Raw genomic sequence first — 23,451 nt, 5'->3', positions numbered from 1 at the left:
GTAGGCGCTGCGGCACGCTGCGATCTTTTGATCTTGCTTCTTGAAAATCCAGATCAAAAGATCGCAGCCTCGTTTCACTCGACAGCTCCTACAGGGATTTGTGTGTCCGTGGGATGTGTGTTGCCAGTGAATTTGCGGCAAACTTCACCCACCTCCCGCACAAGGCTTTTCAATGGATCAATACGCCCCGCGCGACTGGCAGCCTCATGAGAAGCCCAGTCTGCCCGGTTCTCCCTCGACGCCGCTGCACTCCAACCCCAAGCGCCTGGCCTATGCGCTGGTCGGGCTGCTGGTGGCGGTGACCGGTGGTCTGGGTAACTCGCTGGTGGTCGCCAACCTGCCTTATCTGCAAGGCGCGTTGGGCGCGACCACGGCGGAGATGGCCTGGCTGCCGGCCGCGTATGTGATGACCAACGTCTCGATGAACCTGCTGCTGGTGAAGTTTCGCCAGCAGTTCGGCCTGCGCGCGTTCACCGAGGTGTTTCTGGTGCTGTATGCGCTGGTGACCTTCGGTCACCTGTTCGTCAACGACCTGAGTTCGGCCATCGCGGTGCGGGCGGCCCACGGCATGGTCGGTGCGGCGTTGAGTTCGTTGGGTCTGTATTACATGATCCAGGCGTTTCCGGCCAAGTGGCGGCTCAAGGCGCTGGTGCTGGGGCTGGGCGCTTCACAACTGGCCCTGCCGCTGGCGCGACTGTTCTCCGAAGACCTGTTGCAGATCGCCGAATGGCGCGGCTTGTACCTGTTCGAATTGGGCATGGCGTTGCTGTCGCTGGGCTGTGTGTTGATGCTCAAGTTGCCGCCGGGTGACCGCTTCAAAACCTTCGAGCCGCTGGATTTTCTCACTTTCGCCATCCTTGCCAGCGGCGTGGCGTTGCTCTGCGCGGTGCTGTCGCTGGGGCGTATCGACTGGTGGCTGGAGGCGAACTGGATCGGCTATGCGCTGGCCGCCTCGATTGCCTTGATCCTCGCCGGGCTGGCCATCGAGCACAATCGCAGCAACCCGATGCTGATGACCCGCTGGCTCGGCAGCGGGGTGATGATCCGTCTGGCGCTGGCGGTGACCCTGATCCGCATGGTCACCTCGGAGCAGTCCACCGGCGCCGTCGGTTTCATGCAGAACCTGAACATGGGCTACGAGCAGTTGCACAGCCTGTACGTGGTGATGTTGATTGGCAGTGTCGCCGGGCTGTTGACCAGCGCGCTGACCATCGACCCCAAGCACTTGCTGATGCCGCTGATCATCTCGCTGGCGTTGATGGCCACAGGTTCCGTGATGGACAGTTTTTCCAACAACCTGACCCGCCCGGCGAACCTGTATTTCAGCCAGTTCCTGCTGGCTTTCGGCAGCACGTTTTTCCTCGGCCCGACCATGGTCTTCGGCACCCGCAACGTGCTGACCAATCCGCGCAATCTGGTGAGTTTTTCGGTGTTGTTCGGGATCTGCAACAACCTCGGCGGCCTGCTCGGCGCGGCGCTGTTGGGCACGTTCCAGATCGTGCGCGAGAAATTCCATTCCAGCCACCTCGTCGAGCACCTGACGTTGTCCGATCCGCTGGTGGCTGCACGGGTACAGAGCGGCGGGTCGGCAGTCGGCTCGGTATTGGCCGACCCGAGCCTGCGCAACCTGCAGGGCATTCGCAGCCTGTCGAATGCGGCGACCCGCGAGGCCAACGTGCTGGCCTATAACGATGTGTTCATGCTGATCGCCGTGATTGCGGTGCTGACCATGATCTGGCTTTCCATTCGTGCGCTGTGGCTGATGAGTACCACCAAAGCCGTCGACCCAGCGCCTTCCGTACCTCCTAGCGGTGCCTCTACTTCATGACCGAACCGACCACCACAACCACCAACGCCATCGCTGCCACCCCCGAAGGCGTGGCGCCGCCGTCATCGCCGAACACCGAGCCGCGCTCGCTGGGGGTGCGGATCATCTCGTCGCTGGGCTTTGCCGCGATTGCCATCGTCGGTGTGCTGGTCGTGCTGTACGCCTGGCAACTGCCGCCGTTCAGCAGCGCGGTCGAGACCACCGAAAACGCCCTGGTGCGCGGACAGGTGACGATCATCGGGCCGCAGCTCAGCGGTTATGTGTTCGAGGTGCCGGTGCAGGACTTCCAGTACGTGAAGGCCGGCGATTTGCTGGTGCGTCTGGACGACCGGATTTATCAGCAGCGCCTCGACCAGGCGTTGGCGCAACTGGCGGTGCAGAAGGCCGCGCTGGCCAACGTGGTGCAGCAGCGCAACAGCGCCGAAGCGACGATCAAGCTGCGTCAGGCGGTGGTCGCCGACAGCGAAGCGCAGTTGCGTAAAAGCGAAGCGGATCTGCGGCGCAACAAGGAGCTGGTGAGTGACGGTTCGGTGTCCAAGCGCGAAATGGACGTGGCGCTCGCGGCCAACGCACAAGGTGTTGCAGCGGTGGCGCAGGCCAAGGCCAATCTGGAGATCGCCCGTCAGGACCTGCAAACGGTGATCGTCAATCGCGGCTCGCTGGAAGCGGCGGTGGCCAGCGCCGAAGCAGCGGTGCAACTGGCGCGGATCGATTTGTCGAACACCCGCATCGTCGCCCCGCGTGACGGCCAGCTCGGGCAGATCGGCGTGCGTCTCGGCGCTTACGTCAACTCCGGCGCGCAGTTGATGGCGCTGGTGCCGAGTCAGAAATGGGTGATCGCCAACATGAAGGAAACCCAGATGGACAACGTGCGTGTCGGGCAACCGGTGCGTTTCACCGTCGATGCCCTGAACCACCGCAGATTCACCGGCCATGTGCAGCACATCTCGCCGGGCACCGGTTCGGAATTCGCCCTGTTGCAGGCGGATAACGCCACCGGCAACTTCGTGAAAATCGCCCAGCGGGTGCCGGTACGGATCACCATCGACCCGGATCAGCAGGAAGAAGAGCGCTTGCGCCCGGGGATGTCGGTGGTGGTCAGCATCGACACCGCGGCGGGTGACACACAACCTCATTAAGAGCAAAAGATCGCAGCCTTCGGCAGCTCCTACATTGGAATGCGATTCCCTGTAGGAGCTGCCGAAGGCTGCGATCTTTTGCTTTTCAGGCCGCGATCATCGGCGGCAGGGTGCCCAGCAGCGAAACCGCCGCCACCGCACCAATCCCCAGCAACCACTCCAGCATCACACTGCGCTTGAGCGCGCCCATCCGCTGCTCGCAATCATCAATCCGCAAGCGGTTGAACAACGCCAGTGCGAGCATGCCCATCACCAGCGCTGCCTTGATCAGCAGAATCAGGGCAAAGCCGTTGAACAGCGGCGTCGGCCACCACTGGCCGGTCAGCACGCGCACGTTGATCAGCCCGGTGATCAGCAGGCCCGCCACCAACGCGTAACCGACCCCACTGAAGCGTTGCAGGATCCGGCTCATCGGTTCGTCTGGTTGACGCAGGATCAGCACCAGCAGCAACAAGCCGCCGAGCCAAGCGGCCACACACGTCAGGTGAATGATCTGGTTGAGGATCAGCAATTGCCCGCTGAGGCCATCGAGCATCGCGCCATGACCGACTGGCGCCAGGGTCGCCAGCAACAGCGCGCTCAAACCCAGGCGCAACGGCACGTTCGAACGCCACGGCGTGAACAGCAGCGCCAACAACAGTGCGTTGATCAGCAGATGCCAACGCCAGACCTGACCGAAAAACGTATTGCCCAGCACCACGCCGAGGGTGTCCGCATCGAACGCGGCTGTCGCCGAACCGGCCATGCTCGCGGTAATCAACAGCGCCCAGGCCACGCCGCTGACCAGCGCAATCGCCGTCAGCCAGCGCGCGAGGCACGCCAGTTGCCGATCCAGCGCCGGCGCTGGCGCTTTGAGCAACCGTGGCCGCAACAGCCAGGCCCCGAACAGTATCAACACCACGCTGAAATGCACAAAACGGCACAGCACCAGCGCTTCACTCATGAGTTACTGGCCAACCTTGAACTGGTAGGCGCCTTCGCTCTTGTGCGTGTCGACCGACACTGCGTGCCATTCGACCTTGTATTCACCGGCGCTGAGCGCTGCAGCAGGGGTGACGATCAGGGTTTTCTTGTCGCCTTCGGTGCTCAAAGGTTTGAGCGCGACCGGGGTGCCATCGTGGGTCACGGTGACTTTGGTGAAACTGGCCTCGACGCCTTCGGAGAAGGTCAGGCGCAGGTCTGCCGGTGCGGCGACGGTGCTGTCGGCGGCCGGGGTCTGGCTTTTCAGGTGGGCGTGGGCGAATACGGAGGAGGCGGCGAACAGCGAAGCGAGCAGGGCAGTGGTGGTCAGGACGTTCTTGAACAGCATCGCGAATACCTTTGAGGCAGGACAAAGAGGCGTCAGTTTAGCCATGCACCGACCTTCGCACGAAGTTTTGTTTGCAACGGTCGCCCGCGTACCAGAGCGGGTGCTAGTCTTGGGCAACGCTGTTGTCAGGGAGCCCACATGGGCAATCACAAGATCGAGATTCGTCGCAGTAACGTCGAGAAAATCCTTCTGGCGGCGGAAAAAGTCTTCGCCGAAAAAGGCTTCGGCGGCACCGCCATGGCCGACATCGCCGCCGAAGTGCAATTGCCGCGTTCCAACCTGCATTACTACTTTTCAACCAAGAGCGAGCTGTACAGCGCGGTGCTGTTCGACCTGCTGGAAGTATGGAAACAGGACGCGCTGTGCTTCGAGATGTTCGATGACCCGCGGGTGGTGCTCAGCAGCTACATCCGCGCCAAGATGAACCACTCGCGCAGCCGGCCGTACGGTTCGAAAGTCTGGGCCAACGAGATCATCCACGGCGCACCGACCCTCGGTGAGGCGCTGGATCTCAGCCTCTACGACTGGGCGAAAATGAAGGAAGCGAAGATCCGCCAGTGGGTTGAAGACAAGCGGATTCTGCCGGTGGAACCATCGAGCCTGCTGTACATGATCTGGGCCTCGACCCAGCATTACGCCGACTTCGATCATCAGGTGAATATTCTCAACGAGCACCAGCCGCTGTCGGACATGCAGTTCGAACGGGCGGTGCAGACGGTGACCAGTGTGATTTTGCGCGGGATCGGGTTGGAGCCCTAAGTCAAAAGATCGCGGCCTTCGGCAGCTCCTACACCGATCTCTGTAGGAGCTGCCGAAGGCTGCGATCTTTTGATCTTAAGAATCAGACCGCGACATGGTAGGGATTCCTCGGATCATGGTTCCAGTCCAGAAATGGTTTCCCGGTTTCCATCGGCACCATCTCGATGCAATCCGCCACCGGACAGGTGATCTGGCACAGGTTGCAGCCCACACACTCATCATCGATCACTTCGTATTTATGCGTGCCGTCGGCCTGCTTCAGGCTGCTGATCGCCTGGTGTGACGTGTCTTCGCAGGCAATGTGGCAACGCCCGCAACCGATGCACGCATCCTGATCAATCTTCGCGATCACCTGATAGTTGATATCGAGGTATTTCCAGTCGGTGGTGTTGCCCACCGCGCGCCCGGAAAACTCGCCGATGTTGGCGTAGCCCTGACTGTCCATCCAGCGCGACAGCCCGTCCTTCATCTCCTCGACAATCCGGAAACCGTGCAGCATCGCCGCCGTGCACACCTGCACCGCGCCGCTGCCCAACGCAATGAATTCCGCCGCATCGCGCCAACTGCCGATGCCACCAATGCCACAGATCGGCAGGCCCTGGGTCTGCGGGTCGCGGGCAATCTCGGCGACCATGTTCAGTGCGATCGGCTTGACTGCCGAACCGCAATAACCACCGTGGGTGCTTTTGCTGCCGACGGTGGGCAGGGCAACCATGTGTTCCAGATCGACGCTGGTGATCGAATTGATGGTGTTGATCAGCGACACCGCATCGGCGCCACCGCGATGTGCCGCGCGGGCAGCGACGCGGATGTCGGTGATGTTCGGCGTGAGTTTGACGATCACCGGCAGTGAACAATAAGTTTTGCACCAGCGGGTGACTTGCTCGACGTACTCCGGCACCTGACCGACCGCCGCGCCCATGCCCCGTTCAGGCATGCCGTGCGGGCAACCGAAATTCAGCTCGATGCCGTCGGCACCGGTGGCTTCGACCAGTGGCAGGATGTGTTTCCACGATTCCTCCACGCACGGCACCATCAGCGAGACGATCAGTGCGCGGTCCGGCCAGTCTTTCTTCACCTGGGTGATCTCGCGCAGGTTGATCTCCAGCGAGCGGTCGGTGATCAGTTCGATGTTGTTGATGCCCAGCACTTCGCGGTTGTTGCCGTAGTGCGCCGAGTAGCGCGACGAGACGTTGACTGCTGCCGGGTCCTCACCGAGGGTTTTCCAGACCACGCCGCCCCAACCGGCCTCGAAGGCACGCACCACGTTGTAGGCCTTGTCGGTCGGCGGCGCGGAGGCCAGCCAGAACGGGTTGGGGGCCTTGATACCGGCGAAGACTATCGAGAGATCGGCCATTTACGCTGCCTCCACGTTGAGCATCAGTTGCGCGTTGATCGCCTCGGCGGCGCGTTTGCCGTGCTGTACAGCCTGCACGGTGAGGTCCTGATCGAGGCTGGTGCAGTCGCCACCGGCGTACACGCCGGGGATGCTGGTGCGCAGGTTGTCATCGACCTGAATCCGTTCGCCCTGACGCTTGAGTTCGCGGGCCAGCGGGTCGGCGAGGGCGCTGCTGTCGAAGGCCTGGCCGATGGCTTTGAAGATCGCGTCGGCCGCCAGTTCGAAGGTTTCGCCGGTGGTTTGCAGGCGACCCTCGACCAGAGTCGTGCGGGCGAAACGCATGCCGCGCACCTGGCCTTGCGCATCGAGCAGCACTTCATCCGGTTGCGCCCAGGTCAGCAGGCGCACCTGATTGGCCTTGGCGATGTCTTGTTCGTGACCGGTGGCGCCCATGTCCGCCGCGCCACGGCGATACACCAGATTGACGTCGCGGGCACCGAGGCGGGCCATTTGCACGGCCATGTCGATCGCCGTGTTGCCGGCGCCGAGGACGATGCAGCGTTCGGCCAGCGGCAGTTGCGTCAGGTCATCGGCCTGGCGCAGTTCGCGGATGTAGTCGGTGGCGGCGAGCAGGCCGGGGGCGTCCTCGTGAGGCAGGCCGAGCTGCTTGCTGGCATTGAGGCCAAGGCCAAGGAACACCGCGTCGAACTGCTGATGCAATTCGCTGAGGGTCAGGTTGTCGCCGAGTTTCTGTCCGTGGCGGATCTCGATGCCACCGATTTGCAAGAGGAAATCCAGTTCCTTCTGCGCGTAGTCGTCGACCAGTTTGTACTTGGCGATACCATATTCGTTGAGGCCGCCAGCCTTCTCCCGTGCTTCGAAAATCACCACGTCATGCCCGTGCATGGCGCTACGGTGGGCGCAGGACAACCCCGCCGGCCCGGCGCCGACCACGGCGATGCGCTTGCCGGTGCTGGCCGCACGCTGGAACGGGTGCTCGGTGAAGTGCGCGTTGTCCACGGCGTAGCGTTGCAGCAGGCCGATCAGCACCGGCGCGCATTCCTGCGCGTTGTTGCGCACGCAAGCTTGCTGGCAGAGGATCTCGGTCGGACAGACCCGCGCACAACTGCCGCCGAGGATGTTCGCCGAAAGGATTTTCTGCGCCGCACCGGGCACGTTGTCCTGGTGGATGTTACGGATGAACGAAGGAATGTCGATCTCGCTCGGGCACGCATTGACGCACGGCGCGTCGTAGCAATACAGGCAGCGCGACGCCTCCAGATGCGCCTGCCGGGCGTTGAGCGGCGGCGCCAGATCAGTGAAATGGCCGGCGAGGGCGGCCGCGCTTTCGTGCGGGTGCGGGAGATGGTTCAGGGTCTCGATCACGGTTTTGTGCCTCACGGTTTTCTGCCTCTGACGGGCATTGGTTTTCGTCATACCCTGTGGCGAGGGAGCTTGCTCCCGCTGGGTGGCGAAGCCGCCCCAAAACCAGGCAATGCGCTCATCCTGATACTCAGGAGTGAATGGTTTTGGGCCTGCTGCGCAGTCCAGCGGGAGCAAGCTCCCTCGCCACAGGGGATCGGATCAGCGTTTAACCGCTGTGGGCTTGTGTAATTCAGCCCGCTTGCTCAGCAAATCAAACACCGCCGGATACGCCGGCCGTTCGATATAGCGTCCGGCCCCGCGCTCGGCGCGCAGGTCGCCGTCGGCCCAGACCACTTTGCCCTGGCTGACGGTATGGCTCGGCACGCCGCGCACGGTCTTGCCTTCGAAGATGTTGAAGTCCACCTGCTGATGGTGGGTCTTGGCGGAGATGGTGCGGGTGCCTTGCGGGTCCCACAGCACCAGGTCGGCATCGGCGCCGACGCGAATCGCGCCTTTGCGCGGGTAGAGATTGAAGATTTTCGCGGTGTGGGTGGAGGTGAGGCCGACGAAGTCCTGCATCGACAAACGCCCGGTGTTGACTCCTTCATCCCACAGCACCGCCATGCGGTCTTCGATGCCGGCGGTGCCGTTGGGGATCTTGCTGAAATCGTCGCGCCCGGCAGCTTTCTGCTCGGCGCAGAAGCAGCAGTGATCGGTGGCGGTGGTGTGCAGATTGCCGCTTTGCAGGCCATGCCACAGCGCTTCCTGATGCCCGCGCGGACGGAACGGCGGGCTCATCACGTAACCGGCGGCGGTCTGCCAGTCCGGGTGCTGATAGACACTGTCGTCGAGCAGCAGATGCCCGGCCAGCACTTCGCCGTACACCGGTTGGCCCTTGCTGCGGGCGTAGGTAATTTCGTCGAGGGCTTCCTTGGTCGAAACGTGCACCAGGTACAACGGCGTGCCGATGGTTTCGGCAATGCGAATCGCCCGGCTCGCCGCTTCGCCTTCCACCTGCGAGGGCCGCGACAGCGGATGCGCTTCCGGCCCGGTGATGCCCTGAGCCATCAACTTGCGTTGCAGGTGATAGACCAACTCGCCGTTTTCCGCGTGCACGGTCGGCACGGCGCCGAGTTCCAGGCAGCGCTCGAAGCTCGCCACCAGCGTGTCATCGGCGGCCATGATCGCGTTCTTGTAGGCCATGAAATGCTTGAAGCTGTTGATCCCGTGATGGCTGACCAGCTCGGCCATTTCCTCACGCACTTGCTCGCTCCACCAGGTGATCGCGACGTGGAAACCGTAGTCGGACGCCGACTTCTCGGCCCAGCCTCGCCACTGATGAAACGCTTCGAGCAGTGACTGCTGCGGATTGGGAATCACGAAGTCGATGATCGACGTGGTGCCGCCGGCCAGACCGGCTGCCGTGCCGCTGTAGAAGTCTTCACTGGCCACGGTGCCCATGAAGGGCAGTTGCATGTGGGTGTGTGGGTCGATGCCGCCGGGCATCAGGTATTGGCCGCTGCCGTCGAGCACTTCGGCGCCGGCGGGAATATCAAGGTTTTCACCGATGGCTTTGATCACGCCGTCGGCGCAATAGACGTCGGCGCGGTAACTTTCATCATGGGTAACAACGGTGGCGCCACGGATCAACAGAGACATTCCGAGTTCCTCGCAGGCATGACCGACTTATGCCGGTTCTAAATGTTTTATTGATGTACAGCGATGATCGGCGTATTCCTGTCATCGCTGTCAGGAATAGAAGCTAGTCGCAGTTATGCAATTGATCAAGATTATTTTTTATAAGCTTATGACTGTTTTAAGTATATGAAAAATAAAGATAAAAACTGTAAATCACCAAAATGGTGAGGCTGTTCACCATTTTGACGCACTTGACAGGATGGAAATATGAGCAAGATTTCCTATGTGAAATCAGCTGCTTGAAGTTGAGCTGCGGTTGATCGCCCCGGATGAAAAAAACTGCATTGCACCAGATTGAGTCCTGACAGTTCGAACAACTTGGCAAACGTTTGGCCTGAGCGTGCAGACAAGTTTTCGCGGACGCCTTCGGTAAATAATTAAAACCGAGCAATATCAGAAAGTTGCAATGCGTTTGAAACACGGCCCGATGCACAAGCGGGGCACCCGGCACGTTTATTGATGCCGCCGCTGACACCATGGCCGGTGCAACAAAGTTGTCAGTTCCTCCGGCCATCGTCCGGCTCGCACCCTCGTGCGCAGCCGCCTGATGAGCAAAAAAATAATCAGAAGAACAGTGGAGCGGCCATGCAACAGAACAGATCGCAAGTGACCGAGCGCGACGGCTTGTTCGAACTCGAAGCCGGCAGCGACGTCCTCGACAGTCCCCGTTACAACCACGACATGGCACCGACCAAGGTGCGCGAACGAACCTGGAACAAATGGCACATCACCGCGCTGTGGGTCGGCATGGCGGTGTGCGTGCCGACCTACACCCTCGGCGGTGTGCTCACCGCGTATTTCGGCCTGAGCGTGGGCGAAGCGCTGATGGCGATTCTGCTGGCCAACGTCATCGTGCTGATCCCGCTCACGCTCAACGCCTTTCCCGGCACCAAGTACGGCATTCCATTTCCGGTGTTGCTGCGCTCGTCGTTCGGCGTGCTCGGCTCCAACGTGCCGTGCCTGATTCGTGCGCTGGTGGCGTGCGGCTGGTTCGGTATTCAAACGATGTTTGGCGGACTGGCGATTCACCTGTTTCTCGGCTCGGTGTTCGAGGGCTGGAAATCCCTTGGCGGCACCGGCGAGGTGATCGGCTTCATGATCTTCTGGTCGCTGAACCTGTGGGTGGTGATCCGGGGCGCCGAGTCGATCAAGTGGCTGGAAACCCTGTCCGCACCGTTGCTGGTGGCGGTGGGCATCGGCTTGCTGATGTGGGCGATGCCCAATGTGTCGATGACCGAGTTGCTGGCGATTCCACCGAAACGCCCTGAGGGCGCCAGCGTGGTCAGTTATTTTGCTGCCGGGCTGACGGCGATGGTTGGCTTCTGGGCCACGCTGTCGCTGAACATTCCCGACTTCAGCCGTTACGCCAAAAGCCAGAAGGACCAGATCCTCGGGCAGATTTTCGGCCTGCCGCTGACCATGTTCTTGTTCGCTTCGCTGGGGGTGGTGATGACCGCCGCGTCGGTGAAACTGGTCGGTGTCACCGTGTCCGATCCGGTCAGCCTGATCGGCCATATTCAGAGCCCGGTGTGGGTCGCGGTGGCCATGGCACTGATCATCATCGCCACGCTGTCGACCAACACCGCGGCGAACATCGTTTCGCCGACCAACGACTTCCAGAACATCGCGCCCAAGGTGATCAACCGCACCAAAGCGGTGTTGCTCACCGGGTTTGTCGGGCTGGCGCTGATGGCTCACGAGCTGCTGAAAAAGCTCGGGCTGATCGTCTCCGACGTCAGCCTGGAAACCGTGTATTCCAACTGGCTGCTGGGCTATTCGAGCCTGCTCGGGCCGATCGCCGGGATCATGGTGGTGGACTATTTCCTGATCAAGAAACAGCAACTGGACCTGGCCGGGTTGTATCGCGACGACGTGTATCCGGCGTGGAATTGGGCCGGGTTTGTCGCGTTCGGCGTGCCGGTGGTGCTGACCCTGCTGTCGCTCGGTAGCGATGCGTTCAGCTGGTTCTACAGCTACGGCTGGTTCACCGGCTCGGCGCTGGGTGGGGTGATTTATTACGGGTTGTGCGTGATGCGGGCGCAGCCTTCGATCATGAAAACAGCGGTGTAAGGGAGGCCCTCATCGCGAGCAGGCTCGCTCCTACAGATGAAATGCGTTCCCTTGTAGGAGTGAGCCTGCTCGCGATAGCGGTCCACCAGACACCACAGCAACATCTCAAACTGCCTGAGGAGATCAACATGAACGCAGCCGTAGACGTTCTGCAATCCACCCATCAGCACATCAACCGCGACCGCCTCTGGGCCTCGCTCATGGAACTCGCCAAGCTTGGTGCGACGGTCAAGGGCGGGGTCTGTCGTCTGGCTCTCACCGACCTCGATCGCCAGGCCCGCGACCTGTTCGTGCAATGGTGCAAGGACGCCGGGTGCAGCGTCACGGTGGATGAAGTCGGCAACATCTTCGCCCGCCGCCCGGGGCGCAATCCTGACTTGCCGCCGGTGATGACCGGCAGCCACATCGACACTCAGCCCACTGGTGGCAAGTTCGACGGCTGCTTTGGCGTGCTCGCCGGCGTCGAAGTGTTGCGCACCCTCAATGACCTCGGCGTGGAAACCGAAGCGCCGCTGGAAGTGGTGGTCTGGACCAACGAAGAAGGCTCGCGCTTTGCCCCGTGCATGATGGGCTCCGGGGTGTTCGCCGAGAAATTCACTCTCGAAGAAACCCTGGCCAAGGTCGACGCCGAGGGCGTCACCGTCGGTGAAGCGCTGAACGCCATCGGCTATGCCGGGTCGCGCAAAGTCAGCGGGCACAAGGTCGGCGCTTATTTCGAAGCGCACATCGAACAAGGCCCGATCCTCGAAGACGAACAGAAAACCATCGGCGTGGTGCTCGGCGCGCTGGGGCAGAAGTGGTTCGACCTGAAACTGCGCGGTGTAGAAGCCCACGCCGGCCCGACGCCGATGCACCTGCGCAAGGACGCCCTGGTTGGCGCCTCGGTGATCGTCGGTGCGGTCAACCGCGCCGCCCTCGGCCATCAACCGCACGCTTGCGGCACCGTCGGTTGCCTGCAAGCCTATCCCGGCTCGCGCAACGTCATCCCCGGCGAAGTGCGCATGACCCTCGACTTCCGTCATCTGCAACCGGCGCGCCTGGATTCGATGATCGCCGAAGTGAAACAGATCATCGACGCCACCTGCGAAGAACACGGCCTGACCTATGAACTGACCCCGACCGCCGACTTCCCGCCGCTGTACTTCGAAAAAGGCTGCGTCGAAGCCGTGCGTGGCGCGGCGAAAGGTCTGGGCCTGTCGCACATGGACATCGTCAGCGGCGCCGGCCACGATGCGATCTTCCTCGCCGAACTCGGCCCGGCCGGGATGATCTTCGTGCCGTGCGAGGGCGGCATCAGCCACAACGAAATCGAAAACGCGGCGCCGGACGATCTGGCGGCCGGGTGTGCGGTGTTGTTGCGGGCGATGCTCGCGGCTTCGGCGGCGGTGGCAGCGGGGCAGCGCGCGGCCTGAAGATCAAAAGATCGTCCGATCGCGGCCCGAGCCTGCGGCAGCTCCTGCATGGGATTTGTGTTCGTCTCTGTAGGAGCTGTCGAGTGAAACGAGGCTGCGATCTTTTTATGTCACCCCGATGTCATAGAAATGTGCGACGGTTGCGCCCCATGAAAATCATCACCTCCGGCGCATCCTATCTGGACATCGACGCCTACGCCTGCTGCATCGCCTACGCCGAATTGCTCAACCTGCAAGGCGTTCCCGCCCGTGCCGTCAGTAGTGCGAAACCCAATAGCAGCGTGTCGCCGACCGTTCTGAGTTGGGAGGCGGCTTTTCACCGTTACACGCCGCAAGCAAACGACGAATTTGTGCTGGTCGATGTCTCCGACTATCACCACTTCGACCCGCTGGTGGTGCTCGATCAGGTGGTGGAGGTCATTGACCATCATCCCGGTCATGAGCCGTACTGGGCTGAGCGACTGGGTTCGGCCGCCGACATCCGCCCGATCGGCGCAGCGGCGACGCTGGTTTTTCGGCGCTGGCAAGCCGCCGGTCTGCTACCGCGAATCAGCGAGCAGAGTGCGGCATTGCTGGCCACGGCGATCCTCGACAACACGCTCAACCTCACCGGGCAGATGACCACGGAGCTGGATATTGAGGCTTACGCAGTATTGGCTCAGCGGGCGAAACTGGCTGCGAACTGGCCCGAGCGGTACTTCCTCGAATGTCAGGCCGCCATCGAAGCAGACCTGCAGAGCGCGTTGGCGGCGGATCTGAAACGCTTCAAGGCGGAGAGTAACCTGCCACAGGTTTTCGCACAGATGACGGTGTGGGACGCCGATGGGTTGCTTCACAAACATCGCAACGAGATCTGCGGCTGGATGGCCGGGCAGGGCGATGACTGGTTGCTGAACGTCATCGGCATCCGTGACGGCCAGAGTTGTTTACTGGCTGAGCCGGTAGTCAGCCAGCAGAAACTGAATCGTTTGCTGGCGCTGCAATGGCAGGCGGCAATGGCTGTTGTGAAACCTTCGATGCTGCGCACACAACTGCTGAAGCTGGGGCTGAATTTCACCCCCGTCTGATGCGCTGATCAACCCGGGCGGTCATTTTTGCTCGCAGTGCCCTGGCGTCGGTCAGGGCCGTCCGGGTTGCCCACATCCAGCAACCGTCGTTCGACCAAAACATTCTCCAGTGCCTGACGCTCAACCGGCGCCATTTGGTGTTCGCGCTTTTTCAGCTCCAGCAGAATGGGGCTGGACCAGGTGCGATAAGTCTGTTCGATGTTGCGACGCGACGTCATCAGTCTCTCCTTGATCAAGAGCCCGGTGTGACTGGCAGGGGCTCAATCCGATGAGGAGTTAACGTTAGTCGACAATCCCTGAAGTCGCGAATGCAGCGCAAGCGCTGTAGGAGTGAGCCCGCTCGCGATGGCGGTGTATCAGTCAGAGTTGATGTGGCTGACAGACCGCTATCGCGAGCAGGCTCACTCTTGCAGGGATTTGTGGTGTTGTCGAACGGGTCGGCACGATCACGGGCGCCTGCGGTCGTAATCTTCACACGCGCATTCCCTGTGGAGGTCCAATGAGCCAGGAAGTCCTGACCCGCGAAACCAATCGTCGGCAGTTGCAGCAGATCATCGCCGGGCTGTCCGACGGGGTGATTCTGCTTGAGCTCGATCAGAGCATCCTCTGGGCCAACGAGGCAGCGCTGGCCATGCACGGCGTCAGCCGGATCGGTGAGCTGGGCACCAACGCCGATGAGTACGCCAAGCGCTTCAGCTTGCGATATCGCAATAATCACCTGTTGCCGCCGGAGAGCTACCCGATCAGTCGCGTCGCCCGCTGTGAAGTGTTCAGCGACGTGCTGATCGAAATGTTCGCGGTGGACGATCCGGAACGCGTCTGGGTGCACAACGTGCGCAGCATGGTGCTGACGGATCGCGAGGGGCAGCCGGAGTCACTGGTGCTGATCATGAGCGACGTCACCGACTGGGCCAACGCCGAGCAGCGCTTCGAAAAAACCTTCAATGCCAACCCGGCGCCGGCGGTGATCTGCCGCCTCAGCGATTTGCGTTACATCAAGGTCAATCCCGGGTTTCTGGAGATGACCGGCTACACCCGCGATCAGGTAATCGGCACTTCGGCCTATGAAATCGACATCTTCGAACAGGCCGAACGCAAGGACCTGGCGATCCAGCGCCTGCGCGACGTGGCGACCATTCCGCAGATGCAGGCCGAACTGCGCCTGCCCGATGGCGGCAGCAAACAAGTGATCGTCGCCGGGCAGCCGTTGCTGCTCAACGATGAGGATTGCATGCTGTTTTCCTTCGTCGACATGGAACTGCGACACAAGGCCGAAGTGGCGCTGCGTCAGAGCGAGGAGCGCTTTGCCAAGGCCTTCCGTCTGACCCCGGTGCCGATTCTGATCTGCAGCGCCGATGAGCAGCAGGTGATCGATGTCAATCAGGCGTTCCTCGATACCCTGGCGTACGACAGCGACGACGTAGTCGGCAATACCGTGACGCAGCTGAATTTCATCGACGACGATGGCGCCCGGGCGCGGCTGCTGAGCGCACTGGCGAAAAGCGGGCGGGTGGACCGGGTCGATGTGCGGGTGCGCAAGAAGGACGCGGATCTGCTGGAGTGCGCGGTGTCCGCCGACACCGTGAATATTCAGGACACGCCGTGCTATCTGCTGGTGCTGATGGACATCACCGAGCGCAAACGCACCGAGCTGGAATTGGTGGCGGCGATTGAAGAGGTGATGAAAGACGCTTCGTGGTTCAGCCGGACGCTGATCGAAAAACTGGCCAACGTGAAGAAGGTCAACTCGCCGCAACTGCCCAGCGTGTCGTTCACCGACCTGACGGCGCGTGAGCGTGATGTGCTGGGGTTGATCTGTGAAGGTCTGGCCGACAAGGAGATCGCCGCGCGGCTGAAACTGGCGCCCAATACTGTGCGCAATCATGTGGCGACGGTGTATTCCAAGCTCGATGTGCACAGTCGCAGCGAGGCGATTGTCTGGGCGCGGGAGCGTGGTTTGTTTTCTGGCGAGCGCGGCACGAAGGGGCAGCGATAGGTGCAAATGCACTAGTCGATGCGGTGCAAATGCAGGTTCTGGTGCGGTGGGGCAGTTCTTAGTCTGGTGGAGTGCGATACGAGCCTGTTGGCTTGGGATCGTCTCCCTTCGAAACAGCTAAAGGAACAGGCTCCATGATGAATCTTGCGCAGTTGCGCGCCCGCCTTGAGCAGAGTTTTTCGCCGCTGGCGTGTGAGTGTTCAGTGGATGGGGATCATTCGCTGACGGTGAAGCTGTATCACCCGGGGTCCGGGCAGGTGGATCTGGTGATCAGTGGGTTGAAGCTCAATGCGTTGCGTACGGCTGAGGCGGTCGAGGCGTTGATTGAAGAGTTGCGGTATGAGTTGGAGAGTAATTCGTTGCGGTCCTCGCGGGATCCGGATTTGGTTTAGGGGCAGGGGTTGATCCCTTCATCTGCCCCGTGGGCACCAGCCTGCTGGCGATGGCGCTATCCATCTCCCACAAAATCGACAGCTCATTCCCCCATCCGCCTCCATTTCACTGGCGCTTACAGGGTGGTCGGCTATAAAGAATGAGTGGTCAGGTCTTCTGTCATCCGCTGCAGTAGTGCGCGATGGTGGAAGTGGCTCTTCCATTCATCGCGGGTCGTCCTATGAATAATCCTGGGAAACGCGTGTTTCTACCCTTGTCGCTGGCATTCTCTGTCGCGCTGCTCAGCGGCTGCGCCAGTCCTCCGCCACCGCCTCCTGCTGCTCCACCACCACCGCCGGTTCGCACTTGTCAGACCCTGGAAAACACTCAGGTGTCTGGCGATATGTACGTTGACGAGCAGGTCACTCGGCATACCACCACCACTCGTTGTGTCACGCAGTAGCGTGGGCGGCGTTTGAGTCGAGGGCTCGGGTCGAGCGGATTGGGTTGTGGCCGATCTGGTCGGCGCGGGCTGCTTGCCTGGTGTTGCGATGGTTGTCGGTGCACTGTGGTTGGCTGATGCCGACGGTGATGGGCGCCTGTTCGAAAACTGTAGGAGTGAGCCTGCTCGCGAAAGCGGTCGGTCAGTCGGTGCAAATATTGACTGTACTGGCGCTATCGCGAGCAGGCTCGCTCCTACAGGGATTGCGGTTACCCGATGATCAGTATCAGGACAGGAACCCACCGTCCACATTCAGCGAAACCCCGGTGGTGTAGCTCGACGCATCGCTCGCCAGATACAACACCGCGCCGGCCATTTCACTCGGATCGGCCACGCGCTTGAGCGGAATCTGCGTCAGCGCCTGCTTGAGGATCGCGTCATTTTTCACCAGTGCCGAAGCGAACTTGGTGTCGGTCAGGCCCGGCAGCAGGGCGTTGCAGCGAATGCCGAACTGCGCGCATTCCTTGGCGAAGACCTTGGTCATGTTGATCACGGCGGCTTTGGTCACCGAATAGATGCCTTGGAACACGCCCGGTGAAATACCGTTGATCGACGCGACGTTGATGATGCTGCCGCCACCGTTTTCACGCATCAGCTTGCCGGCTTCCACCGACATGAAGAAGTAGCCGCGAATGTTCACGTCGACGGTCTTCTGGAACGCGCCCAGATCGGTGTCCAGTACGTTGCAGAACTGCGGATTGGTCGCGGCGTTGTTGACCAGAATATCCAGACGGCCGAACTGCTCCTTGATCCCGGCGAACACCTGGCTGATCTGTTCCATTTCACCGATGTGGCAAGCCACGGCGGTGGCTTTGCCGCCGGCGGCAATGATCGCGTCTGCCACGTGCTGGCAGCCTTCGAGCTTGCGGCTCGAAACGATCACGTGGGCGCCTTGCTGGGCCAGCAGTTTGGCGATGGCTTCACCGATGCCACGGCTGGCGCCGGAGACGAATGCGATTTTGCCGTCGAGGTCGAACAACTGAGTCTTGGACATAAGGGTTCCTTGGTGTGGGCCGTCAGAGGCTCGATTTCGCAATGACCTGCAGGCTCATCTGCTCCAGCAGTTTGTTCATGTGAATGAACTGCGCGAAGCGTTTGTCCTGGGTCTGGCCGTGGTAGAAGCGGTAGTAGATCTGCTGCACGATGCCGGCCAGGCGGAACAGGCCGTAGGTATAGTAGAAGTCGAAATTGTCGATCCGGATGCCCGAACGCTCGGCGTAGTAATCGACGAACTCGCGGCGGGTCAGCATGCCCGGGGCGTGGCTCGGCTGGCGGCGCATCAGTTGCACCGGCGCCGGGTCATCAGCCTCAATCCAATACGCGAGGGTGTTGCCCAGATCCATCAGCGGATCGCCGAGAGTGGTCAGTTCCCAGTCGAGCACGCCGATGATTTGCATCGGGTTGTCCGGGTCGAGGATCACGTTGTCGAAGCGGTAGTCGTTGTGCACGATGCTCGAGGTCGGGTGGTCGGCCGGCATCTTGTCGTTGAGCCAGGCTTTGACCTTCTCCCAGTGCGGCGCATCCGGGGTCAGGGCTTTTTCGTAGCGTTCGCTCCAGCCTTTGATCTGGCGGGCGACGTAGCCTTCCGGTTTGCCCAGATCGCCGAGGCCGCAAGCGTTGTAGTCGACCTGGTGCAGCTCGACGAAGCGGTCGATGAAGCTCTTGCACAGCGCTTCGGTTTTAGCTGCATCGAGGCCCAGTTCCGGTGGCAGGTCGGAGCGCAGGATGATGCCCTTGACCCGTTCCATCACGTAGAACTCGGCGCCGATCACCGACTCATCGGTGCAGTGCACGTAGGCCTTGGGGCAGTACGGAAAACCGTCACGCAGCTGATTGAGGATGCGAAATTCGCGGCCCATGTCGTGGGCGGACTTGGCCTTGTGGCCGAACGGCGGCCGGCGCAGTACGAACTCCTGCTGCGGGTATTCCAGAAGGTAAGTCAGGTTCGACGCACCACCGGGAAACTGGCTGATCTGCGGCGTGCCGGTCAGGCCCGGAATGTGTGCCTTGAGGTACGGATCGATCAGGCTGGCATCGAGTTCTTCGCCAGAGCGGATACGGGTGGACTGGTCAGTAAGCGCCATGCTTATCCCTTCTGCTTATTTTGGAGGCCAGACATCATTGGCTAATCTAATGGCGCGCCAAGACAGCTACAAGCGCGCAACGGTCTTATAGGTTAGCGTGTTGCAGGATAATCAACGTTTCGAATAGGCCCGACAGCAGGGCGCTGCCGGCTCTTTTCAATGCACGCGCTGGTTGTTGAGCCTTGGGGGCAGGGTGATCGGCGTCAGCACCGGTTGCCCGGAGAAAAACGCTACGAGGTTTTTGCCGACCAGCTCAACTGTGCCTTGGGTGGCTTCCGGTGACAGGCCGGCGACGTGCGGCGTGAGAATCACGTTGCTCAAGGTTTTCAGCGCATCCGGCACCTGCGGTTCGTGATCGAACACATCCAGCGCAGCACCGGCAATCCGCCGTTGCTCAAGGGCGGTGACCAGGTCGGCGGTGGCGATCACGCTGGCCCTGGCGATATTGACGATGAAGCCTTTCGGGCCCAGCGCATCGAGCACCGGGCGGGTCACCAGATGCTGGGTGCCGATACCGCCAGGCGTCGCAACGATCAGGTAATCCGAGGCCCGCGCCAGTTCAGTGGGTGTCGAGCAGAACGCGTACGGCACATCGCTGCGCACCTGCCGATTGTGGTAATGAATGTGCATGTCAAAACCGAGGTGGGCGCGCTTGGCGATCGCCATGCCCACCGCGCCCAGGCCGAGAATGCCCAGATGTTTGTTGGCCAGCGACGGGCGCATGATCTTCGGCCATTCACCCCGGCGCACCGCCGCGTCGCAGCGCGGAATGTCGCGCACCAGTGCCAGCAGCATGGCCATGGCATGGTCGGCCACCGACGAGGCGTTGACCCCGGCGCCGTTGGTTACGGTAATCCCGCGGTCGCTGGCGGCCTGCAGGTCGACGTGTTCGTAACCGGCGCCGATCACGGTGATGATTTTAAGGGCCGGCAAGGCGTCGATTTCGTCCGCGGTCAGGCCCAGCGGGCCACGGGTCAGCACGGCGTCGATCCGCGAACCATGGGTGGCGATGGCTTGCGCCCGTTCGGCAGGAGTCGGCGCGAGGATCAGATGAAAGCCCTGATGCTCGAGAATCGGTAGATAGTCATTGATGGTTTCAACCAGTACCAGAACGGTGGCGGGCATTGCACGGCTCCTGTGATCGTCGGCGGGGTTGGTTCGCGAAAGTCGTTGCAGAGTGCTGATTGCGCAGCGGCCTGGCAATCGTCGTCATTCGTGCGGCGCTGACTTGATTCTGGACGCCTTCGCGCAAGAAGCAAGGGCGCCGGCTCGATCATTGGGCTGCCTGGGCTTTGGTCTGCTCGGCCAGGGCAATTGTTTTGAAATCATAGGTTGGATAGAACTCGGTCCGGTAACTGCCCCACGCGGTGTTTTCCAGGGCAAGGTTGACTTCCGCCAGGCGCGAAGCCGGAAAACGCACGGTGACCACCTGGCCGATGCCCATCATGATGTTCCAGCTCACCACTTCGACGCCGGCCGGTGGAAAGGTTTTATAGAAGCCTTGCCGCGCGAGCTGGGCTTTTATTTCACTCAACGGGCGCGACTGGTCATGTTTCAGGAACACGGTGAGCATCATCGCGTTGTCCGGGGTGGCGACGGCAATTTTCGCCGGTGGAGTGGCGGATTGCGCGTGGGCTGCCGTGCAGCAGGCCGCAGAGATCAGCAGTGACGACATCAGTAATGTTTTAAGTGTTTTTTGCATGGTGAACTTCCTGTTTTATTGTCAGAGGGCTGATTTCGTTTCGACTGTTCCGGTGTAAGGTGCGTGAACCACGTAGATGCGCACAGGCGGGTTACCTTCCACCATGTCGCGTGGCACTTCCCGGGAGTAAGTGAATTCGTTTTTACTCAGTGTTTCCATGCGTCGGACAATGGTTTTGGTGGTGCCGATATCCGGTACAAGAACATGTTGCTTGTGGTCGCCGGTGACAAAGAAATAACCACCGCCGCCATTGTTGTATTTTGAATTTCCAGTATCGACATGAAAGAACTCATATCGATTGCGTTCGGGATCCCAGGTCGATATGCCAACGACGCCGGGATAATTGGCTTTCACATCGGTTTCGGCAGCGCCTTCGATATAAACCCGGGTAGTCAGCCAGCGGGCTGAGGAGGCTAGTTCGCGAACGTCGGTACTCGCCGGGGCTTGTTGCGCCACAGCGGCGAAAGGAAGCAGCGCTCCTGCCAGCAACAGGCAGGTCAGAATACTCTTTTGCATACGCCATCCTCGTTATCAGAATTTTCAGGTTATGCACGGATCAAGTGCGCTAACTTCAAGCGTGAAAAATATAGGCCCGACTTACAGCGGTTTTCAATGGCGAGGTAGTTGCTTGTAACACATTGGCTGTATTTGTCATTGGGTAATGTTTTGTTGCTGTTTTTTAAGTTGCTTTGATTCGTAGGATTAATCTGAAGTGTCGGGTTGTTTTAGGTGTTAAGAGTGGTTGTCTGCACGAAGAGTCGGTTGTTGCTGTTGATAAACATCATTGGTAACAGTAAAGATTTAAACAACCTTGTAGGAAAACAAATGCAGTTGCAGATTGCGCATTGACGCCGCCGCACTTTGGTGCGACGGCGTAGATTCGATTCAGAAAGTCACATCGGCACTGTTGATCCGCCGCGCGAAGGCGCCGCCGAGGGTGGCGTTGTGGTGCTCGATGATGGCTTGGGCGGATAGCGTCGGGGTGTCCATGCAAGTGTGCGCGTCGGCCACCAGCCACGGTTTGAAGCCCAGATCGGCAGCGGCGCGGCAGGTGGCGTCGATGCAGAACTGAGTCTTCATGCCGACGAGGTACAAGTCTTCAATCTTTGCCGCTTCGAGCTGCTGCGCCAGGTCCGTGCCGTGGAAGGCGTTGGGTCTGGATTTGTCAAACAGGTGGTCGGTGTCAGCGTCCAGTTCGAGTTCCGGCAACAATTGCCAGAAGGGGCTTCCAGCTGCAATTGGCGAGCCTGCGGGGCCGGTGTGGCGCACGGCGTAGATCGGCACGTGTTGCTGGTGTGCCTGGTTGATGAGGTGCTGGATGTTGGCAAGCACACGTTCGCCGTCGTGGGGTTTTTCCGGGCCATGGAACAGACCGACCTGCATATCGATGATCAACAGTGCTGCGGACATGGTGTTTCTCCTTGGGGGCTGCAAGTGCCGCACGGACGGGAGAAACAACAAGGCCCCGTCCATTGCTGGCGGGGCCTTGGGTTCACTGCGCTGGATTCACCTCAGGCAGCAACACCACGACCCGCCGGTGGCGGTCGTGGTGGTACGGGTGAGGTGCAGCGGGCGAAGGTTCATGCGCCGATCATGCTGGCGGCAGCGAAGGGCTGTCAACTGGCGTATTGAGCGATGCCGTTACCGAACGACCAGTTCTCCTTTTTGACTTCCACCAGATTGATGAACACGTCTTCCAGGCGAATGCCCAGTTGTGCGTTCAGGTTCTGCGCGATGGTCTGATACAGGACTTTTTTCTGCTCCAACGTCCGGCCTTCATTGAGGGTGATCTGGATGATCACCAACTGATCGCTGCGCTGGATGCCCAGATACTGCGGGTCGAAGATGAAATGCTCGCCGTCGCGCTCGTTGAGGATCTGGAAATTGTCGTGCTCCGGCACGTTGATCGTGCTGCGCATGGCAGCGTAGATCTGCTCGCCGATGCGTTTGGCGAACGTGGGATCGCTGTGTTTCTTGATGTCGACGCGCACGAGGGGCATTGGACGGCTCCGTGGGGCAGGGGACTTCTTACGCTAGAACATATCGGCCAAATTGAAAGTTTGGGGTGATGACCCCGCCGCTGTTTTTGTATGAGGCTACCTACGAAACTCGCGGATTTTGCCTACGAATTTGGCAGATGCGTCTGCTATCGGCATGGTGATGAACGCGAAATCATGTGGGCACAAAGCAGCCCGCGCAGTCACTGCCAACAGCCAAGGAAGGCGAATGCTTCAGAATGATCGGGAAAATATGGAGCTCGAAAGACTCCGAAATGAAACACGCAAACTCATCGCCGAAAGAAAAAAACTTCTGGCGGAAGAAAAAAAGCTAAGCAGGGAAACGTATTTATATCCGCTCGCCGTATTAGGTGCTCTGGTGACTGCAATCACTGCTGTAGCAAGTGTTTTTTTCAAGTTTTGAGCGTTCGTGTTTCACCACCGTCAGACCCATTAGCTAAAAAGGAAAAACGAACATGAACACTTATGACCTCAAAGCCAGAATGGAAGAACTGGAACGTGAGCACGATGAGTGGGAGGAAAGAATGCGTATTAAAAACAAGGGCGATATGTACCCAATCTGGGGAATGCTGGCGTTCGGCCTTTTTTGCATGTCGCTCGGATTCATCCTGGCTCGATCGATCTGATCAAGTCTTCCCGATCACACCTTGCAGTGAAACGTGTCAGAAAACGACATCTCACGTACCTTGTGCCGACAGCCAATTTCCCAAAAACGACAACCCGGTCATCTGCTCCGTACAACCATTCCTCAGCTAAGTCTTTGCTTCTGCTCATTTATCGCGGAGAATCGC

23 protein-coding genes are annotated in these 23,451 nt (G+C 60.3%); 10 read left to right on the top strand and 13 right to left on the bottom strand.

The annotated features are described in order from the left end of the window. Positions 1-172 precede the first annotated feature (172 nt). Positions 173-1,828 carry an MFS transporter gene (locus KKQ10_RS08880; RefSeq protein WP_215500860.1) on the top strand — a complete coding sequence of 552 codons (1,656 nt, stop codon included), beginning with the start codon at positions 173-175 and terminating at the stop codon, positions 1,826-1,828. Then, entirely contained in the window at positions 1,825-2,967 is a 1,143-nt protein-coding gene (locus KKQ10_RS08875; RefSeq protein ID WP_215500859.1) for an HlyD family secretion protein, read from the top strand. The genes KKQ10_RS08880 and KKQ10_RS08875 overlap by 4 nt, the downstream gene beginning before the upstream one ends. A gap of 85 nt (positions 2,968-3,052) precedes the next feature. On the opposite strand, the gene copD is transcribed toward KKQ10_RS08875, so the two are convergent. Both copD and copC read right to left on the bottom strand, forming a co-directional pair. After that, positions 3,053-3,910, bottom strand: a complete 858-nt coding sequence (copD, locus tag KKQ10_RS08870; protein ID WP_215500858.1) for a copper homeostasis membrane protein CopD — start codon at positions 3,908-3,910, stop codon at positions 3,053-3,055. Between the two features lie 3 nt (positions 3,911-3,913). Further along, a complete protein-coding gene (copC, locus tag KKQ10_RS08865; protein ID WP_215500857.1) occupies positions 3,914-4,276 on the bottom strand; it encodes a copper homeostasis periplasmic binding protein CopC in 363 nt (120 codons plus the stop codon). A gap of 138 nt (positions 4,277-4,414) precedes the next feature. Between copC and KKQ10_RS08860 the strand changes: the two genes are divergently transcribed. After that, positions 4,415-5,035 carry a TetR/AcrR family transcriptional regulator gene (locus KKQ10_RS08860; protein WP_027613201.1) on the top strand — a complete coding sequence of 207 codons (621 nt, stop codon included), beginning with the start codon at positions 4,415-4,417 and terminating at the stop codon, positions 5,033-5,035. Positions 5,036-5,117: 82 nt separating this feature from the next. Here the strand turns inward: KKQ10_RS08860 and preA are convergent, their stop codons facing one another. The 3 genes from preA to hydA all read right to left on the bottom strand — a co-directional run bounded on the left by preA (position 5,118) and on the right by hydA (position 9,398). After that, positions 5,118-6,392, bottom strand: coding sequence for an NAD-dependent dihydropyrimidine dehydrogenase subunit PreA (gene preA, locus KKQ10_RS08855; RefSeq protein WP_215500856.1), 1,275 nt, complete (start codon positions 6,390-6,392; stop codon positions 5,118-5,120). Continuing rightward, positions 6,393-7,760 carry an NAD(P)-dependent oxidoreductase gene (locus KKQ10_RS08850; RefSeq protein WP_127650913.1) on the bottom strand — a complete coding sequence of 456 codons (1,368 nt, stop codon included), beginning with the start codon at positions 7,758-7,760 and terminating at the stop codon, positions 6,393-6,395. 198 nt (positions 7,761-7,958) lie between these two features. Then, the gene (gene hydA, locus KKQ10_RS08845; RefSeq protein WP_127650912.1) at positions 7,959-9,398 is read right to left on the bottom strand and encodes a dihydropyrimidinase; all 1,440 of its coding nucleotides are present in this window, start codon (positions 9,396-9,398) and stop codon (positions 7,959-7,961) included. Between the two features lie 624 nt (positions 9,399-10,022). Here hydA and KKQ10_RS08840 point away from each other — a divergent pair. The 3 genes from KKQ10_RS08840 to KKQ10_RS08830 all read left to right on the top strand — a co-directional run bounded on the left by KKQ10_RS08840 (position 10,023) and on the right by KKQ10_RS08830 (position 13,986). Then, on the top strand, positions 10,023-11,507 hold the full coding sequence (locus KKQ10_RS08840) for an NCS1 family nucleobase:cation symporter-1 (protein WP_127650911.1): 1,485 nt from the start codon (positions 10,023-10,025) through the stop codon (positions 11,505-11,507). 128 nt (positions 11,508-11,635) lie between these two features. Then, entirely contained in the window at positions 11,636-12,919 is a 1,284-nt protein-coding gene (locus tag KKQ10_RS08835; protein ID WP_215500855.1) for a Zn-dependent hydrolase, read from the top strand. 149 nt (positions 12,920-13,068) lie between these two features. Then, positions 13,069-13,986 carry a DHH family phosphoesterase gene (locus tag KKQ10_RS08830; RefSeq protein ID WP_215500854.1) on the top strand — a complete coding sequence of 306 codons (918 nt, stop codon included), beginning with the start codon at positions 13,069-13,071 and terminating at the stop codon, positions 13,984-13,986. Between the two features lie 8 nt (positions 13,987-13,994). Here the strand turns inward: KKQ10_RS08830 and KKQ10_RS08825 are convergent, their stop codons facing one another. Further along, positions 13,995-14,204 carry a hypothetical protein gene (locus KKQ10_RS08825; RefSeq protein WP_102357207.1) on the bottom strand — a complete coding sequence of 70 codons (210 nt, stop codon included), beginning with the start codon at positions 14,202-14,204 and terminating at the stop codon, positions 13,995-13,997. Positions 14,205-14,485: 281 nt separating this feature from the next. Here KKQ10_RS08825 and KKQ10_RS08820 point away from each other — a divergent pair, with 281 nt between their 5' ends. Continuing rightward, positions 14,486-15,982 (top strand): helix-turn-helix transcriptional regulator, encoded by a 1,497-nt coding sequence (locus KKQ10_RS08820; RefSeq protein ID WP_215500853.1) that lies wholly within the window; start codon positions 14,486-14,488, stop codon positions 15,980-15,982. Between the two features lie 134 nt (positions 15,983-16,116). After that, on the top strand, positions 16,117-16,374 hold the full coding sequence (locus tag KKQ10_RS08815; protein WP_127650905.1) for a DUF1652 domain-containing protein: 258 nt from the start codon (positions 16,117-16,119) through the stop codon (positions 16,372-16,374). A 708-nt stretch (positions 16,375-17,082) separates the two neighbouring features. On the opposite strand, the gene KKQ10_RS08810 is transcribed toward KKQ10_RS08815, so the two are convergent. From KKQ10_RS08810 to KKQ10_RS08780, 7 genes are all read right to left on the bottom strand, one after another. Next, positions 17,083-17,850, bottom strand: a complete 768-nt coding sequence (locus KKQ10_RS08810; RefSeq protein ID WP_007965755.1) for an SDR family oxidoreductase — start codon at positions 17,848-17,850, stop codon at positions 17,083-17,085. Between the two features lie 22 nt (positions 17,851-17,872). Continuing rightward, the gene (locus KKQ10_RS08805) at positions 17,873-18,940 is read right to left on the bottom strand and encodes a phosphotransferase family protein (protein WP_215500852.1); all 1,068 of its coding nucleotides are present in this window, start codon (positions 18,938-18,940) and stop codon (positions 17,873-17,875) included. A 156-nt stretch (positions 18,941-19,096) separates the two neighbouring features. Then, positions 19,097-20,065: a 2-hydroxyacid dehydrogenase gene (locus KKQ10_RS08800; RefSeq protein ID WP_215500851.1), complete on the bottom strand. Its 969-nt coding sequence runs from the start codon at positions 20,063-20,065 to the stop codon at positions 19,097-19,099. 148 nt (positions 20,066-20,213) lie between these two features. Continuing rightward, on the bottom strand, positions 20,214-20,642 hold the full coding sequence (locus KKQ10_RS08795; protein WP_215500850.1) for a hypothetical protein: 429 nt from the start codon (positions 20,640-20,642) through the stop codon (positions 20,214-20,216). A 21-nt stretch (positions 20,643-20,663) separates the two neighbouring features. Then, complete coding sequence (locus KKQ10_RS08790; protein WP_215500849.1) at positions 20,664-21,158, bottom strand: DUF4822 domain-containing protein; 495 nt, start codon at positions 21,156-21,158, stop codon at positions 20,664-20,666. A 369-nt stretch (positions 21,159-21,527) separates the two neighbouring features. Then, the gene (locus KKQ10_RS08785; RefSeq protein ID WP_215500848.1) at positions 21,528-22,052 is read right to left on the bottom strand and encodes a cysteine hydrolase family protein; all 525 of its coding nucleotides are present in this window, start codon (positions 22,050-22,052) and stop codon (positions 21,528-21,530) included. 206 nt (positions 22,053-22,258) lie between these two features. After that, entirely contained in the window at positions 22,259-22,642 is a 384-nt protein-coding gene (locus tag KKQ10_RS08780; protein ID WP_215500847.1) for a tautomerase family protein, read from the bottom strand. A 226-nt stretch (positions 22,643-22,868) separates the two neighbouring features. Here KKQ10_RS08780 and KKQ10_RS08775 point away from each other — a divergent pair, with 226 nt between their 5' ends. Both KKQ10_RS08775 and KKQ10_RS08770 read left to right on the top strand, forming a co-directional pair. Next, positions 22,869-23,063: a hypothetical protein gene (locus KKQ10_RS08775; protein ID WP_215500846.1), complete on the top strand. Its 195-nt coding sequence runs from the start codon at positions 22,869-22,871 to the stop codon at positions 23,061-23,063. A 52-nt stretch (positions 23,064-23,115) separates the two neighbouring features. Next, on the top strand, positions 23,116-23,286 hold the full coding sequence (locus KKQ10_RS08770; RefSeq protein ID WP_215500845.1) for a hypothetical protein: 171 nt from the start codon (positions 23,116-23,118) through the stop codon (positions 23,284-23,286). Positions 23,287-23,451 lie beyond the last annotated feature (165 nt).

The organism is Pseudomonas sp. MG-9 (assembly GCF_018729515.1).
GTDB classification, from domain to species: domain Bacteria; phylum Pseudomonadota; class Gammaproteobacteria; order Pseudomonadales; family Pseudomonadaceae; genus Aquipseudomonas; species Aquipseudomonas serboccidentalis.
This window is presented reverse-complemented; position numbering and strand designations above follow the sequence as displayed.